Source organism: Pseudoalteromonas sp. ABV4_021 (genome assembly GCF_056159365.1).
On the sequence record NZ_JBSWVB010000002.1, the window covers coordinates 915023 to 931667 of the forward strand.

General features: G+C 40.9%; 16 protein-coding genes. 7 read left to right on the top strand and 9 right to left on the bottom strand.

Annotation, left to right across the window (positions count from 1 at the left end):
• Positions 1–24: 24 nt before the first annotated feature.
• Complete coding sequence (locus tag ACXAFE_RS18225) at positions 25–1638, bottom strand: methyl-accepting chemotaxis protein (RefSeq protein WP_475155985.1); 1614 nt, start codon at positions 1636–1638, stop codon at positions 25–27.
• 157 nt (positions 1639–1795) lie between these two features.
• Between ACXAFE_RS18225 and ACXAFE_RS18230 the strand changes: the two genes are divergently transcribed.
• The 5 genes from ACXAFE_RS18230 (at position 1796) to ACXAFE_RS18250 (ending at position 5916) form a co-directional block, all read left to right on the top strand.
• Entirely contained in the window at positions 1796–2875 is a 1080-nt protein-coding gene (locus ACXAFE_RS18230) for a porin (RefSeq protein WP_475155987.1), read from the top strand.
• Positions 2876–2889: 14 nt separating this feature from the next.
• The gene (locus ACXAFE_RS18235) at positions 2890–3300 is read left to right on the top strand and encodes a type 2 periplasmic-binding domain-containing protein (protein WP_475155989.1); all 411 of its coding nucleotides are present in this window, start codon (positions 2890–2892) and stop codon (positions 3298–3300) included.
• A 16-nt stretch (positions 3301–3316) separates the two neighbouring features.
• Positions 3317–4507 carry a hypothetical protein gene (locus tag ACXAFE_RS18240; RefSeq protein ID WP_395389801.1) on the top strand — a complete coding sequence of 397 codons (1191 nt, stop codon included), beginning with the start codon at positions 3317–3319 and terminating at the stop codon, positions 4505–4507.
• Between the two features lie 84 nt (positions 4508–4591).
• Complete coding sequence (locus ACXAFE_RS18245; RefSeq protein ID WP_475150640.1) at positions 4592–5077, top strand: transposase; 486 nt, start codon at positions 4592–4594, stop codon at positions 5075–5077.
• Positions 5077–5916: an IS3 family transposase gene (locus ACXAFE_RS18250; RefSeq protein WP_475150642.1), complete on the top strand. Its 840-nt coding sequence runs from the start codon at positions 5077–5079 to the stop codon at positions 5914–5916. Before ACXAFE_RS18245 ends, ACXAFE_RS18250 begins: the two co-directional genes overlap by 1 nt.
• A 74-nt stretch (positions 5917–5990) precedes the next feature.
• Here the strand turns inward: ACXAFE_RS18250 and ACXAFE_RS18255 are convergent, their stop codons facing one another.
• From ACXAFE_RS18255 to ACXAFE_RS18275, 5 genes are read right to left on the bottom strand one after another with little or no spacing between them, the layout of a single operon-like run.
• On the bottom strand, positions 5991–6647 hold the full coding sequence (locus ACXAFE_RS18255; RefSeq protein ID WP_475155991.1) for a flavin reductase family protein: 657 nt from the start codon (positions 6645–6647) through the stop codon (positions 5991–5993).
• Between the two features lie 54 nt (positions 6648–6701).
• On the bottom strand, positions 6702–8261 hold the full coding sequence (locus ACXAFE_RS18260; protein WP_475155993.1) for a cryptochrome/photolyase family protein: 1560 nt from the start codon (positions 8259–8261) through the stop codon (positions 6702–6704).
• Positions 8251–8403 carry a DUF2256 domain-containing protein gene (locus ACXAFE_RS18265; RefSeq protein ID WP_475155996.1) on the bottom strand — a complete coding sequence of 51 codons (153 nt, stop codon included), beginning with the start codon at positions 8401–8403 and terminating at the stop codon, positions 8251–8253. The genes ACXAFE_RS18260 and ACXAFE_RS18265 overlap by 11 nt, the downstream gene beginning before the upstream one ends.
• On the bottom strand, positions 8403–9854 hold the full coding sequence (locus tag ACXAFE_RS18270) for a cryptochrome/deoxyribodipyrimidine photo-lyase family protein (RefSeq protein ID WP_475155997.1): 1452 nt from the start codon (positions 9852–9854) through the stop codon (positions 8403–8405). The genes ACXAFE_RS18265 and ACXAFE_RS18270 overlap by 1 nt, the downstream gene beginning before the upstream one ends.
• Positions 9855–11213, bottom strand: coding sequence for a DASH family cryptochrome (locus ACXAFE_RS18275; RefSeq protein ID WP_475156001.1), 1359 nt, complete (start codon positions 11211–11213; stop codon positions 9855–9857). It lies immediately after the preceding gene.
• Between the two features lie 173 nt (positions 11214–11386).
• Here ACXAFE_RS18275 and ACXAFE_RS18280 point away from each other — a divergent pair, with 173 nt between their 5' ends.
• Entirely contained in the window at positions 11387–12436 is a 1050-nt protein-coding gene (locus ACXAFE_RS18280; protein WP_475156003.1) for a helix-turn-helix transcriptional regulator, read from the top strand.
• An 86-nt stretch (positions 12437–12522) separates the two neighbouring features.
• Positions 12523–13647 (top strand): alpha/beta hydrolase, encoded by a 1125-nt coding sequence (locus ACXAFE_RS18285; RefSeq protein ID WP_475156005.1) that lies wholly within the window; start codon positions 12523–12525, stop codon positions 13645–13647.
• A gap of 15 nt (positions 13648–13662) precedes the next feature.
• Here the strand turns inward: ACXAFE_RS18285 and ACXAFE_RS18290 are convergent, their stop codons facing one another.
• From ACXAFE_RS18290 to ACXAFE_RS18300, 3 genes are all read right to left on the bottom strand, one after another.
• Positions 13663–14220, bottom strand: a complete 558-nt coding sequence (locus ACXAFE_RS18290) for a prepilin-type N-terminal cleavage/methylation domain-containing protein (protein WP_336436471.1) — start codon at positions 14218–14220, stop codon at positions 13663–13665.
• Between the two features lie 153 nt (positions 14221–14373).
• A complete protein-coding gene (locus tag ACXAFE_RS18295; protein WP_475156010.1) occupies positions 14374–15849 on the bottom strand; it encodes a sensor histidine kinase in 1476 nt (491 codons plus the stop codon).
• Positions 15846–16583: a response regulator transcription factor gene (locus ACXAFE_RS18300; RefSeq protein ID WP_475156012.1), complete on the bottom strand. Its 738-nt coding sequence runs from the start codon at positions 16581–16583 to the stop codon at positions 15846–15848. The genes ACXAFE_RS18295 and ACXAFE_RS18300 overlap by 4 nt, the downstream gene beginning before the upstream one ends.
• Positions 16584–16645: the final 62 nt, after the last annotated feature.

Consider the following 16645-nt stretch of genomic DNA (forward strand, 5'->3'; position numbering starts at 1 on the left):
TGTTTTATGTTTTTAAGCGCTTAGTTAAAGGTTAAAACGAGATGTTGCATCCAGTAGCTTGTCTGATAAATCATGCAAGTTTGTTGCAACGCTGCGCACTTGTTCAAGTGAGTTTAATGTAGATTCAAACGACGAGTGCATATTTGACACATTATCTACCACAATTGATGCAACCGACGTTTGCTCTTCTGTTGCAGTGGCAATTTGTGCGTTCATGCCATTAATCGCCAATATTTGTTCAGCGATTTTACGAATTGAGTCACCTGTTTTTGCTGCATTATCTGAATTCAATTTGGCTTTTTCCATTGCTGAATTCATCGCTGTTACAGAGTCATTTGCAGCCACAGTTAACACATTTAATAAATCGCGAATTTCATTCGTCGATTTTGCGGTACGCGATGCAAGTTCACGTACTTCATCAGCAACCACGGCAAAACCACGCCCTTGTTCACCTGCACGCGCCGCCTCAATAGCCGCATTAAGCGCGAGTAAATTCGTTTGCTCAGCGATAGAGGTTATCACATTTAAGATTTGCCCTACGTTTTGAGTGTCATTGGCTAATTGATCAATGGTGCCCGATGCCGCTTCGATTTCATCTCGAAGTGCATTTGATTCTGTTACCGAAGATTCAATTTGCTGCGCGCTGACTTCTACTTCTTTTTCGGCACTTCTTGCTGCTTCTGCGGCACTCGCTGCCGAGTTAGAAATATCACCTACGCTTAATTTCATCTCTTCCATTGACTGGCGTACAATCTCTGCGTCGTGTGATTGTTGGTTAGTTGCGTTTTCAGCATTTTCCATGCCTTGTACTAAACGCGTTGAGTTTTCCATTAACGGGCTAACTACTGACACTACATTTTCTACCGAGTCTTTCAATAACGAGATAAAGCCATTAAAGTTTTGCGATACTTGACCAATTTCATCTTCACCTCGCACTTCTAACTTACTGCTTAAACTGCCCCCACCATTGGCAAGTTGTTCAAGTGAAGACGCAACTTCTTTAGCTGATTGACTAATGGCTTGCGCAATATAAATGGCCAGTAACGCAGACATAATGATGGCGATAAAAATAATCCCAATGGTTACACTAATAGCATCGCTTGAACGCTCTAAAGTATCACTAATAAGCGCTTGAAAGCGTTCATCTGACTTAGCTTGAAATGTTTCAAAATGGCTCACTAATGCTTCATATTTTGCGGTTTTTTCTTGTGCTTGTTGCTGGATTTTTGAAAAATCGGCTGTGCCATTAATCATACCCGACGCTATGTCTTTTGCTATTTTGCTGTACTCTTGCAGCAGTTTAGTATCTCTGCCACTAGCATCTTCAGGCGATAAACGCGAAAGCTGTTCTAGGTTCTGTTTTATCTGCTCACCGGTTTCTGTTGCTTTACCAATCAATTCTTCATCGCCGAATGTAACCGACTGAGTATAAAGTTCATCCAATTTTTGCACTAAATATTTGTTAGCAGTTGCAAATTTCACTACTTCGTAACTGACATTCGAAATTTCGTTAATTGATTTTTCATTGTCCACCATGGTACTGCGACTAACCGCCAAAATAGCGATTAGCAGTATCACAGTTAACCCTGTAATTAAGTGTATCTTCTTGTTTATACTTAAATTGCTAATGATATTCATTCTGCTTGTTACCCTACATTAAGCTATTGTTTTAAATAAGCCCTTTTAAGCACTACCATTAAATTGTCGTCTATTTTTTATTTTTTGCTAGTAATCTCGTTTATTTAACTATACTTATCTCGCTAATAACGCAAATTAAGCAATTTAGGAAACGATTATGAATAATAGAGTTTTATTAGGTTGTGCATTGTGTTTTGCGGCTTTTCCAAGCTTTTCAGATGTTAATATCTCTGGTTTTACTAGCATAAATGCAGGCAAAGTACTTAGTGGCACAGGTGTTCCTCACTACGGCATTAATGAACCCACCTTTCTCGCTGACTATCCTATAGTGAGCGTATATAACGAAGATATCACCTTTAAACCCGAATCCCTTTTTGGCTTGCAAGTAAGTGCCGATGTCGGTGAAGGGTTAAGCGCAACCGCACAAATTGTTGCGCGCGGTGCAGATGATTTTAACGCAGAGTTTGAGTGGGCATATTTGTCGTATGAGATCAACGACAACTGGACAATACAGGCAGGGAAGAAACGCCTTCCATTGTTTTACTATTCTGATTTTTACGACGTTGGCTATGCTTACGTTTGGATGCGCGCGCCCGCAGATAACTACACTTGGCAAATTTTTAACTATAACGGTGTAAACGCCCTTTACACAGGATCAATCGGTGATTGGTCATTATCTGGTAATATCTATTTTGGTCGCGAAGACGACAAAGAAAATAAGCTACTCTCAGAGTTTTTTTTCAAAGAACAAACACGTGAGATTTGGAAAGACATCATTGGCGGCGTAATTCAAACCAGTAATGATTGGTTAGAAATTCGCGCAACAGCCATGAGCTATACCAACCAACGCTATATCGGTGGCGAGCCATCAACATGGAATGGTAAAGATGAGCGCGATGGCAACTTTTATGGCTTGGCGGTCAATGCTGATTTTGGTAACTTTTTTGTATTAAGTGAACTCAACCGCCTCGATCTTGATGGTAATTTAGATACCGCGATGCTGACATTAGGCTACCGTATCGATTCTTTTACACCTTTTGTCTCATATTCAACCTTCGATCAAAAAGATGGTGATGATGGTGAAAATCATAACACCACATCATTTGGTATCCGTTGGGACTTCCACTCAAACGCTGCATTTAAAATCCAATACGATGAGGTCGAAGACAACTCGTATGAATTGGCTGTAGCAGGTGATAGCAAAGCCATTACTATCGGCGTTGATATGGTATTTTAATTGAGGGTAATACAATGAAAAATTTTATTATTTTAACACTTATTCTATTCACATCTTGCTCATTAAGCGCTGCGGTAGATGTTATTGTTCACCCATCAAATGCAAATGCAATTGAGGCTGGTGATATTAAGAAAATTTTTACAGGCAAAGCAAAATCGTTTGCCGATGGTTCAAAAGCGCTACCCATTACTCAGGCCGATGGCAACCCTGCTACCGATGAGTTTAACCAAAACGTACTAAACAAATCTTCAAGCCAATTAAAAGCATATTGGTCAAAGTTAGTATTTACTGGCAAAGGCACACCACCGGAAGAAGCGGCAAATGATGCCGAAGTAGTGAGCTTAGTATCAAAAAATCCAAATTTAATTGGTTTTGTTACAAAAGGCAGCGCCGATGGCAGTGTAAAGGTTGTTCAATCCTTCTAATTGAGGTGAAGCTAATATGAAGAAACGTTATTTAATTGCTTCATTACTATTAACAGGATTTGCAACATCAAGCTATGCAGATATCCGAGTTAATGGTTTTGCCTCTATCTACGGTGGGCAAACCCTTGGTAGTGATGATGCCTTATACAATTACTCAGATGAACTAGACTGGCAAAACGACAGTTTGTTTGCGGTACAAGTTAGCGCCGATGTGATGGATGGGCTATCTGCAACCGCACAGCTGTTAGCCCGAGGCAGTGATGATTTTAATGCCGAGTTTGAGTGGGCATATTTAACCTATGAAGTATCTGAAAATTCACAACTAAGTGCCGGTAAAATGCGAATTCCATTTTATCGGTACTCCGATTTTCTTGACGTAGGTTACGCCTATCGCTGGGTAAGACCGCCGCAATCGGTTTATAACTTGTCGTTTTCGACCTACGAAGGGTTAAGCTACCTGCATAACTCGACCATAGGTGAACTTGATAGCAGCTTACAGCTAATGGTGGGTGCGGTTGATACAGATATTACCGCAATTACCGATTCCGACGCTGCTGAACTTAAAGACACAATTGGTATTAACTGGAGTTTATCAAATGGTTGGCTAACTGGACGGGTTGCTTACTTTGTTTCTGAAGCCAGTATTGATGTTAGCGGTAGTAGCGAACTCTCAGGGTTATTAAATGGCTTGCAAGCCTATGGCTTGAATCAGCAGTACAATAACTTAGCCATCGAAGAAGACGACGCTTATTTTGCAGCAATTGGAATTGGCATTGATTACAACGATATTCTATTCGACGCCGAATACACGCAATTTGAGATTGATAACAGCATTTTAGCCAAACAAACACAATATTATGTGTCGCTTGGTTATCGTATGGATTCAGTCACATTAAGTGCAACGTATGAAGGCAACGATGATGAAAATTCAAACGATCAATTTAACCAAGTACCACGCAGCATAACAGGCCCTGGCGGTGTACAAATACCTGTTGTTGCCCCTGGTACAAATCCACCACTGTATTTACAAGATGCCACTAACTTAGCGCTCGCATCACAAGCTGCTAAATCGAATGCATATTCGTTTACCGTACGATATGACTTCCACCCATCAGCAGCATTTAAAGTGGAATTTACCCACTTTGAAGATGATTTAAGCAACAACGACGCCGACTTAGTGACCTTTGGTGTGGACCTAGTGTTCTAATTATTATTTCCTTAAAAGCAAAAGCCCTACTCTTTTTGAAGTGACCCCCAATAGTTGGACATTCCAATTACTGGGGGTCTTTTTATGTCTACATACAGTAGAGAGTTCAAACTAGAAGTAGCAGCTCAAGCCAATACCAAAGGTTCACGTCTGCTTTCAAAACAATTCAATGTTAGTTCACGGCAAATTCGGTATTGGTGTTTAGTGTTTCGTCTTCATGGCAAAGATGCTTTTTTGCATAAGCAAAAACCTTACATAAAAGAAGCTCGCCTAGCGATGATTCAACGAATGAAACGGGAAGGATGGTCTTTAACTTACACTAGTGCCTTTTTTGACTTGTCTTCTCCCGGCATGTTATCCGAATGGTTTTGCGCTTATAATTCGGGAAAATTAACTCACTTGAAACCACTCAGAGCAAACATGCGCAAGCCTGCCAAAGCTAAAAACTCGAAAGAAATGACTGAAAAAGAACTAAGAGAAGAGCTTGAGTACCTCAGAGCGGAGAATGCTGTCTTAAAAAAGTGGAATGCCTTGGCTCAGGAAAAACCAACAACGAAAAAGCAAAAGTAGTGAGTGAGCTAAAGGCTAAATTTAAACTATCGCATTTACTCAAGGCCAGTGAGCTACCGAAAAGCGTTTACTATTACCATCGTAACAAAGGCGATAGTCACGACAAATATGATGCGATAAAGCAGCAAATAAAGTCTATATTCCATGCTCACAAAGGACGGTATGGTTACAGGCGAATAACGTCAACATTACGCAACTCGGGTACGCTCATTAACCATAAAACCGTTCAACGCTTGATGCAGCAATTGTCACTGCAATCGACTGTGAGGCCGAAGCGTTATAAGTCTTATAGGGGCGCACTAGGTAAGCATATCGACAATACGCTTAACAGAGATTTTAATGCGGTGAAACCAAATCAAAAATGGGTAACCGATATTACAGAATTTAAGGTAGCTAACCAGCGTGTCTATCTGTCACCAATCATTGACCTGTTTAATCAAGAAGTTGTTAGTTATGAGGTTGGAACCTCACCGAGGTTAAGTCTAGTTACTGATACATTAAATAAGGCTATTAAGTTGTTAGCATGGCATGAGCGACCGCTCATTCATTCTGATCAAGGTTGGCAATATCAACATCAGTTGACCAGAAAAATCATTGCAGATAACAGCTTAACACAAAGTATGTCCCGTAAAGGAAACTGCTTAGACAATGCCGTTGCAGAAAACTTCTTCGGTATATTGAAAACGGAAATGTATCACGGTTATGAGTACAAAAGCGCAACCGAGCTGGAAAATGCCATTAAAGAATATATAGAATATTACAATCACAAACGAATTAAGCTGAAACTAAAAGGCCTGAGTCCGATAGAGTATCGAAATCAGGCCTTGGTAGCCGCTTAGAAATGAGTCCAACTTAATGGGGTCACTTCATTTTTAAGTAGGGCTTTTTTATGGAATAGGTTAAACCAATGTGATTAGCAAACGTCACCTTCAATATTCAATAACTGTGGCTTTGTATTAGGCTTAGCATAACTTAATCGCCCTAGCCGCTCGGTTGTGTGATAGCTATCAAGACCTGAAATCGCGACGGTATCAAGCGCTTCAATATCAATATAACCGTCTTTGCAAAGTGCAATATCCGGCACAATAATATGGGTTATTTCACCAATGACTAATACCGTGCCGTTAATTTCGAGCGATTTAATTTCGCGTAATTCAAGAGCAAATTTGGCTTGCGATTCACCAACAAATGGTGCATCTATGCCTTTCTCAAACTGCTCTGTAAGCGCTACTTTCTCAAACTCAGATTCACTTTCATCGTAACGGGCTGATGTTTGATGAGCTTGTTGCCAAATTAATGAATTTACGTGGTTAATGGTGTAGACACCCGTAGCTTTAATATTACTTAACGTGTCTCTGGGAACAGTATCTGGGCGGATAATCATGCCTATTAGCGCAGGATCTGCGCCTAAATGAAATACTGAGCTTACAATCGCCAAATTGGTAATGCCAGATGCGTTTTGTGTGCCAATTAAATTTGCACTTTTAAAGCCAGATAAACTATTAATTAACCGCGCACGCTCTCGCTGTTCCATCGCTTTAATATCATCTTGAGTTATGTGTTTTATCATTGCATTTGCCTTAAAATCATTTGCTTTGCTATACGCTTAACCACACGTTATCGATTACAAATTTTCAAGATTTTGCAGTAAAAAGTTCGCGCGACTCAGCACTTTCTCGCGATCTGCCTCCGGTTTTTTAAGCCAGTTACTTAACACCATTTTAGTGCGTGGGTTATTGGCAAAACTGTCTTTATGTTTATCCATAAATTGCCAGTAAAGTGAATTAAGCGGGCAAGCATCATCACCCACAGTATTGGCTACTTTATAGTGACAATCACTGCAATAATCACTCATTTTTTTAATATAATTACCACTTGCGGCATAGGCTTTAGAACCAACAATACCGCCATCGGCAAACTGGCTCATCCCACGCGTATTTGGCATTTCAACCCACTCAAGGGCGTCGATGTAAATACCTAAATACCAGTCATCAACTTCATCTGGGTGAATACCTGCAATTAAACAAAAATTACCTGTTAACATTAAGCGTTGAATGTGGTGAGCGTAAGCAAAATCAAGTGATTGCGTAATCGCATGAGACAGGCAGCGCATTTTGGTGTTTCCACTCCAAAACCAACTTGGCAGTGGCAAGTTAGCACCTAAGGCATTAAGCGATGCGTAATTGGGCATATTAGCCCAATAAATACCGCGCACGAATTCACGCCAGCCTAAAATTTGCCTAACAAAGCCTTCTACTTGAGCAATATCTATGTCGTCGTTTTGTTCAAATGCGTCAATTGCAGCATTCACGACGCTATGGGGGCTTATCATTTTTGCATTAATGGCAAACGATAATCGCGAGTGATATAAACTCCAACCTTTATCCTCGCCAAACTCAATAAGCTTGCCTGTCATCGCATCTTGAAATTGACCAAATTTTGGTAATAGCACCTTACAGAAAAAAACGAGCAGCTGCTTTGCTTGACTGCGATTAATTGGCCACAGCAATTGTTTCTCCGCTTTACCCATAGTTTTAATTCCATGTCTTTCAATGCGCGCCAAAATGTCACTGACATCATTAGCAAACACCAGCGGCTCTGGAATATTTGCAAGATCACTTGCTTTTAACTTATTGCGGTTTTGACTATCGAAGTTCCACTGCCCCGTAAGGGGTTCATCGCCATCCATTAAGACATTAAATTCCGCGCGCATTTTGCGATAAAAATGCTCTAACCGGTGTTTTTTACCTTGCTTGAAATACCCGCCTAATTGATTATCATCCAAGTAAAAATGCTCGGTATCAAATACCTTGTAGTCGATAGAAAGGCTTTTACAGTAATCAGTTAGCTGGGTGCGTAAACGGTACTCATCGGGCAGTTGATAGCAAAAGGTATGAATACCGTGCTCTTTGATTAAATGATTTAATAAGTCGGGTAAATCAGCGTACTTTTGTGTGTCGTCTAAGGTTAAGTAAATCACTTTATGACCTGCTTTTTCTAATGCGCTGGCAAATGCCTGCATTGCCGCAAAAAACGCCGATATTTTTTGAATATGATGGGTGGTGTAACTCGCTTCTTGATATAGCTCGGCAATCACATATGTCACATTACTCGACTTTTCTTTAAACCATGAATGCTGTGCATTAAGCTGATCGCCTAAAATGAAACGAAGCTCATTGGTCATTGTACTTTCCTTTTTGTCGATTACCCGCACAGCGTTTTGAGCAGTATTTTACGTTGTGCCAATCTCGCTGCCACTTTTTACGCCATGTAAAAGGGCGTTCACACACTTGGCATATTTTTGTAGGTAATTCTGATTTTTTCACTAATTCGGCCTAACATGACGGTTAAGTAACCGCTTACTTTCAATCACAACTTTTGGCTTTTTACGCCATAACCAAAGTAACGCTTGTGCATCTTTATAGCTTTGTTTTACATCAACAATCGGCTCGGGATAATCCTCACCCAATGTAAAGCCATACATCATTTGTTCCATTTGTGATAGCTGCCACGGGCTATGAATTAATGGCGCTGGTACTTCACAAAGTTCAGGCACCCACTTTCTAACGAAGTCGCCCTTTTCGTCTTTTTCTTCCCCTTGTTTTACGGGGCTATAAATTCGAATGGTGTTAATGCCAGTCACACCCGCTTGCATTTGAAATTGACTGAAATGAATACCGGGCTCGAAATCTAAAAATAGACTAGCAAGATGCGCTACACCGCTGCGCCAATCAAGCTCTAAATGATGACACAAAAAACTCACTAACATAGCGCGCATGCGAAAGTTAATATAGCCAGTTTCAATTAGGCAGCGCATACAGGCATCAACCATAGGGATTCCGGTTTGCCCCGTTTTCCAAGCATGTAATCGTTGCTCAGCTAAGTCACCTGTCACCCTTGGTAAATCGTTATAGCCTTTGTTAACGTGGCGAAACTCCATCTCACACTCGCTTTCAAATTTCTGAATAAAGTGGCAATGCCAATGAAGTCGTGATGTAAAAGCAACAAGGCTTCTACGCCAGCCCGGAACTTGCCAGTGACTGAGTACCGTTTGATACACCTGGCGCAAACTGATATTGCCCCACGCTAAATAAGGCGATAACCGAGAGCAATGGATTTGACTTAAACTAGGGCTTGAAAGGTTAAATGCATACTCTTTACCGCGAGCGGTAAAAAAGTCGTTAAGTACATTAAATGCTTCGCTTTCGCCGCCATTTTGAAACTGCCCCTGGATATTTTGAAAGCGCGTTTCAAAGTATGACAACTGGCATTCAAACTCATTATTTTTAAACCAGTTAACCTTGTTTAAATCAAGATTCAAACAAGGCGCGCGCATTACCTGCTGCCAGTTTTCATCCCAATTGGTGCGATGGGTTAAGCCCCGTTGCACCGCCCCTAAAGGGGTTTCATGCCATATTATTTGATTGCTTTTGCACCATGTAGCAAACGCTTTATCACGCTCAAAGGTGTTATCAAGGCCAATTTCTTGATGAGAAAACACCTGCGAAATACCGTATTTAAGATTAAGCGCTTGAAATACCTCTAGCGCATCCCCCTTTGCAACATACAACGCGCCTTTTGGCAGTTTGTTTGCCATATCGCGCAGTGACTGCGAGACAAACCGCCAATGACGTTCAGAATAGTGCGCATCTTCAAGCAACATGTCTTCAAAACAGTACACCAGTAATACTGGCAAACCCGTTTTTGCAGCTTCAAATAGTGGGGCGTGATCAGATAGGCGTAAATCTCGTTTAAACCATACAACTGCGATACTCATTTAAGTTACATCGCTTAAAATTGGCCAATCTGCGGCATCATTGGCATCAAGCTGTGAGCCAACCGCTGAGCCTTGCCACTTTCTAATAAATACGCCTTTTGCGTCAAACAGCTCGGTTTGCTTTTCAATATTGAAATGCCGCCCACCACGAGGGTCAACACCAACGCCAGCAATATATTGCCAATTGCCCCAATTTGATGCTACATCAAAATCAATCAGTTGCTGTTGAAAATAGGCAGCGCCATAACGCCAATCAAATTGTAATTCATTAATAAAACAACTTGCCGCAATTTGCCTGCCACGATTGGACATATAACCGGTAGTATTAAGTTGCTTCATAAGTGCATTAACTAAAGGGTAAGGGGTGTTTCCGCTACACCATTTTTGATATCGCTCAGAAAAAAAACTAGTGAGTGGTTTTGTTTCTCTGAGGCCTGAAAACGCATAAAGGCGCTTTCCTAACTTTAAGCTAAGCCACTGAAAATATTCACGCCATAACAGTTCAAACTTAATCCAATACGTTGACTCGTTAGCGCCATCTGAATGTTCATATTGTAATACCGCATGCCAAATTTGCCGTGGTGATAAATTACCTATCGCTAAATAAGGGCTAAATTTTGTCGAGTTATGCCAGCCATCAAGTTCGTTGCGGGTGTCTTTGTAGGTTTTTGCCGCGCCACTATTTAAATAACTCACTAAGTGATATTTTCCTGCATGCTCGCCAGCAAAAAACGGCATATCATTGGGCATTGAATACGTCCCATCATAACGCTCAAACCAAGCAAGCAGCGCACAATTGTTATCAACCTTAATAGCTTTGGGCCAATGCTCTGGCGTTAAAGTATTTTCCAATGAGGTTGGTGTTGAAACTGTTAATGGCATTTTCTCAACTTTATTGCGAAATTTACTAAAACTGCCCGACATACAATCAAGCTTGTCAATTTGATGCTGTGTGAATAGCGTGTGTTGCCAAAACTGCACAACATTAACTTCTGGAAATGTGTTTTTTAAGTGAAGAACTTGTCGTCTTTCGTATTCACCCACTTGCTCTGCAACCACCAGCTGATTAATGTCATGCTCACGAATAAACTCACCTACTTCACCTTGAGTCTCGCCTTCTAACACAATTAACTGATGACCCAGTGCTTGCAGCTCGTCAGCGAGTTCTTGTAAGGCATTTAAAATAAAGCGTGTTTGATGATCGCCGAGCAATTGGCTGTGATAATTGTTGGCAATTTTCGTACTTGGATCGAGCACATAAACAAAGGCGATTTGCTCACTGTTTTTCAGCGCATATTCAAGCGCAACGTTATCGCTTAAGCGTAAATCATGGGTAAACCAATAAAGGGTTTTAAGCACTATTTCAAACCGAACGTATTGCAAACTATAGTAATAGGTACGTAACTCAAGGTTAAAAAGTTCAACACAATAGAGCGCCTTTTAAAACCGCCCCATGGCGTTGTGCATTTATCACAAAGGGCTTGTTTAAACATTATTGTCAATTAGCCTTGGTATTGTGTGTCGCTAGCGGTATGAGTGAGGAAGTAAATGTGATCACTGCGATTCTATTAGCCGGTTTTGCCCAGAGTTTGGTGTTATCTGGCTTTTTGTACAATAAATCAAAACAACTTAAGCAGTTTAAAATTTTAATGCTGATCCATTTGGTCTTTGCTTTAGACCTCTTTTTGGTATTTGCAGGTCAGCATAACTGGCTTTCGTCGCGTCTAAACGCATGTTGGGGAGCAATTTACGCCATTTTATTTTTTGTTTTTATTCGCAGCTGCATCGGTTTGATGCCGTCAAAACGCGAAATCATGTGTTACTTCGCGCCTTGGCTGGCGCTTAACATTTCTGTTATTGATTTTCTTTACAACCCTAAAAGCACAGTGTTGTCATTACGGCACGAATTATCGGGCTACTTTTTACTGGTTATTTATCTTTATTTTACCATTTGGGCATGTGTAACGGTCAGGCGATATCGCAAACAACAAGGGCGCTTTTCAACTACACTTAGCAACGAAAATATTTTGTTGTTATGGGGAATATGCGCCAGCTTGTTTTTAGCTATTTCTGTTATTCCGTTTCAATATATGCTGCAAACCAGCTTACCTTTGCCCCAGTTGCTAATGTGCTGTGCGATGTATGCCATTACTTATGTGTTATTACTAAAGCCCCAGCTACTTGATTTTAAAGCTAAGCAAATAGCAAATACTAACAAAGAAAAATTGCACGCGAGTGAAGACGCATTACTTGCCGAGCACATCTTAACCTCGCTTGATGAGCAGCAGCTTTTTACCGATCCAAATCTTAATTTACAAACCTTTGCCGAACACTTGGCAATGAAACCCTATTTACTCTCGCAGGTGTTAAACCATCATTTGGGAATAAAATTTATTGATTTAATTAATCAACGGCGAATTGAATATGTTTGCAACCTAATTAAAAATCAGCCACATATGCCAATGTTAACGATTGCGATGCAAGCGGGCTTTAATGCTAAATCAACCTTTAATGCGGCATTTAAAAAATATCGCAACCTCACCCCAAGCGAGTATAAATCACAAGTATTAAGTACAGATTAGCGAATCTGTACGTACAAAAACGCCAATAAGACGACACCAAGCGCGAAACGCTGAACCATAAAGCCTTTAAATAAAAGGAGAACTTTATGAACTACAAAACACTTTTTGCGCTTAGTTTGTCACTGTTATTAATTGCATGTGATAGCGATGACGCACTGTTTGAGAACCCATCTGCACAACACGTTTACCCCGCACCAAGCGGGCAATATCGTGTTGGTATCATGGAGTTTGATATTACCGACTACCGCGAAGATAAACTGGCTCCAGAACTCGGCGAACTGCGACAGTTTACGCTTCGTGTGCATTACCCAAGCCAATTACGTTCAACTCTCTACCACCCGTACTTTGATAAATGGCAACACCAAGTCGATTACCTATCTGCACTGAGGCCGCAAAATGCGCCAATTCACCCAGAGCAACATGAACTGCAAAGCATGTTGTCTTGGTCAAATTCAAAAGCGCCAATCGCATATCATCCGGAAAATGGCTGGCCGGTGCTTTTTTACTCTCATGGCTTAGGGCTTTTTAATGCTGACAACACCGAGCTACAAGAAGCGCTTGCAAGCCACGGCTTTGCTGTGGTTTCAATTAACCATACTTATTTGGCTGGCGTTACCAGTTTTCAAAATGGCGAGCAAAAAGGACTGTATTTACCAAGTGGCAAACACGATGTGCAAACGCCCGCTGGTCGCGCATATTTTGATAATCTCGTTGCCCCTGAAATTGCCAAAGATGTGCTCGCTGCATACCAGTGGTTAGCACAAGAAAGCGGGCAATTTGAACATCAGCTCAATTTAAACAATGTAGGCATGTTAGGTTTTAGCTTAGGCGCAAGTGCTGCAATGAATGCCTGCCAGCAACTTTTAGTATGTAAGGCCGCAGCAAATATGGATGGTATCGTATTGGGCAACGTAGCACTAAATCCACTAAACAAACCACTGTTACTATTTCGTTCGGAAAATCCTTTTTCACAGCTAGAGCCAATTTATCACGCGAACCAAAATGACAGCATTTTGGTATCAATTCACGGCAGCCAGCACAATGACTTTACCGACCAAAACCGCTGGATTGTTGGTTATCCGAGCGAGGTTGATAAAAACACCATGCATAACATTGTTAAACAACATATGCAGCGCTTTTTTAGTCACTATTTAAAGGCGCAGCCATTAATACTTGCCGAATTTGAAGGTGTTAGCATTCAGCAGAAGTGATTCGGCTAATCTAAACTAGCAGCCAGTTTCTACGGTAGAGGCCACTTTACTGGTAACTTGGCTGCCATTTTCAGCAAAAGCGTAATAGGCATAGCATTCGTCTTGTAGGCTGTAGCCTTTAGGGAAAATAAATAATCCCCAGCCCTGAATACTGCTATTTACATAAGATGCCGGGGTTTGATCTATCACACACAAGCGCTCTTGGCAGTTATAGCTCGCAACTAAGCTTGCGCCTAAATCAAAATACCCATTGCCCACATAACTGAAATCTCCGTCCATTAAATCACCCAACGCGTTATTCCAAATCTCTTGCGGCGCACCAAAATAGGTATTAATGGTCACCCCATTAATGGTCACGGACTCATTGCTAACTTTGTGCTTATGTTGAATTACAGCTTTGGCGTAAATGCCATCGGTAAGCTGATCTAGCCCTGCAGCCACTTGTTTAAGTGTTGCAATGTTTGCGTCGCGACTAAGTGAAAGAAATTTAGGCGCAGCAACAACGGCTAACACGCCGAGTACAACAATCACTAAAATCAATTCAATTAAGGTAAAGCCGCGGTGAGAGGTCATAGCAGGTGTACATCTTTTAACATTAAGCATTCAATGGATAAGGGAAACCCTTATGTATGTCTTACAGAGTAAGCCTTCTGGGGGAAATGTTCAAATAATTAAAATAGCGAACATCCGTGTTCCACTAATACTGATTAAAATACCAAATAAACTTTAAACAGGTTTGGAAGCACGTAAGGTAAACGCAAATTCAGTGCCTTTGCCAAGTTCACTTTTTACTTTGATGTCGGATTTAATCAGCTGAATTAAGCGATTTGTTATTGCAAGTCCTAATCCCGCATGGGACTTTTTACAACCTAGGCTGTTACTTGCGCGGTATCGTGCTTCAAAAATATAGGGTAAATCTTCACTGCTAATACCCACGCCGGTATCGGCAACAACAATTTTGTACTGGTTCGAGTCTAAAACGACATTAACGCTAATTGTTCCGCCTTGGTTAGTATGACGCAGCGCATTTTCGATTAAATTCGTTAAAATACGCTCTAATTTTGCGATATCTGAATAAACACTAAAATCACACTCTTTCGGATGTACTTGTAATTGAATCCCCGCTTTTTCAGCGCGTAGGGCAAATTTTGCCATCACATCGTAAATCAGCTCGCCTAAGTTGAATACTTCCAGATTAATATTGGTTTGGCCAGATTCAAGATGGGCGAGTTCAAAAATTTGATCGATTAAGGCTTTTAATTGGCCGCAATTTTTAAGCGTTACATTTAAATAATGTGCAGCTTTTTCATTAGCATTAGGCGTTTCTTTATTGAGTAACTCTAAATAGCCTTGCAGCGAGGCAAGTGGCGTGCGCAAATCATGAGATAAATGGGCAAGTAACTCGCGGCGCTGCTCATCAAGTTTAGTGAGCTGCATCATTTGCTGATTAATGGTGATCAGCATGCGATTTACTGCCGAACCTAATTGATGAATTTCATTATGGTGCTTCGGCCAATCTAGTAAAGGCAATTCTGAAATATCAAATTCAGTTTTATCCACTTTTTGAATAAAGCTGCTTAAGGTTTTAAGCGGTTTAGTAATTGTGCGAAAAATCACTAACATGCTAACCAGCAAAAAGCCTAAACCTAATACTAACCAAATACTGCTTACTAAAATTTGCTCTGAGCTTTTAATCGACGCAAAAATTGAATCATAAATGGATGAGCCTATAATCACGTACAAGTAACCTTGTAGGGTATCGCCGTTATACACAGGGGCAACTGAAAAAATCTTTTTGTGGTCAAAATTGCGCGGATCATCACCGTAAATGGGTAAATTAGATTGATCTTCAATTAAAGTAACAAGCGGCGCTAAGTCGATGAACTGGCGTTTAACTTGCCCTGGTTTGGCTGAAAACGTCAGTAATTTGCCACTTGGGTCAACAAAATAAAACTCAAACGCAGGGCCAAGTACCATTAAGGTATGGAACAAATTCTCTAATGCCTTGTAATCGTATACCCCTTGTTTTAACAGTGGATTATCATTGGCTAAATGTTCGGCCAAACCCAAGTGCAGTGCTTGCTCTGCCTGTGCGCGGCTTACTTGCGATACACTTTGTGTCCACCATAAAAAAAGACTGGCAGTAAGAATGAATATGCTCGCTAATGTGAGTGAGAGCTTGGTATAAAGCGAGTTTTTCATAGTGCAGCAACAGCCAAAGATTTAGCATTGAGTTTGTAACCAACACCCCAAACCGTTTCAATTACATGCTGTTTTGCATGTTTTTCGAGCTTGCCTCGAAGCCGGTTGATATGTGAGTTGACGGTGTGTTCATAGCCACTATGGTCGTAACCCCAAACTGACTCTAATAATTGACTTCTTGAAAACACCTGATTTGGGTGTTTTGCAAAAAACACCATTAGGTCGAATTCGGTAGCGGTAAGCGGTAAGTCTTCTCCTTGAAAACGCACTTCATGGCTAAAGGGGTCGATGTGTAGTGCACCAAAATTAAGCACTTGCGGTTGCTCGCTGTTTTGCATGCTTTGTGCTTGGCTTTGCTGCAATAAGCGAATGTGCCTAATTTGCGTTTTGATACGCGCCTGAAATTCACGATAGCTAAACGGTTTGCAAATATAGTCGTCTGCGCCCATTTCTAGGCCAATAATACGATCCATTTCACTGCTTTTAGATGTGAGTAGTACCACGCTCACCTCGGGCATTTTGGTTTTTATTTCGCGGCATAAGGTTAGCCCGTCTACTGTGGGTAACATTATATCCAGTAAGATAATTTGATAATCTTGTTTTGCTAATTGGGCTAGTGCCGCTTCACCAGTTGTAACATGATCTACATGCAAGTTAAGTTCATTTAAATGAACCTGCAGTAACCCCGCAATATCTTGATCATCTTCAACAATCAGTACCGAGTGTTGCATCATCACACCTCTGCTTATTATAGAAATAAGATAGGCCGACGAAGACAACAACAAGGTACACTAAA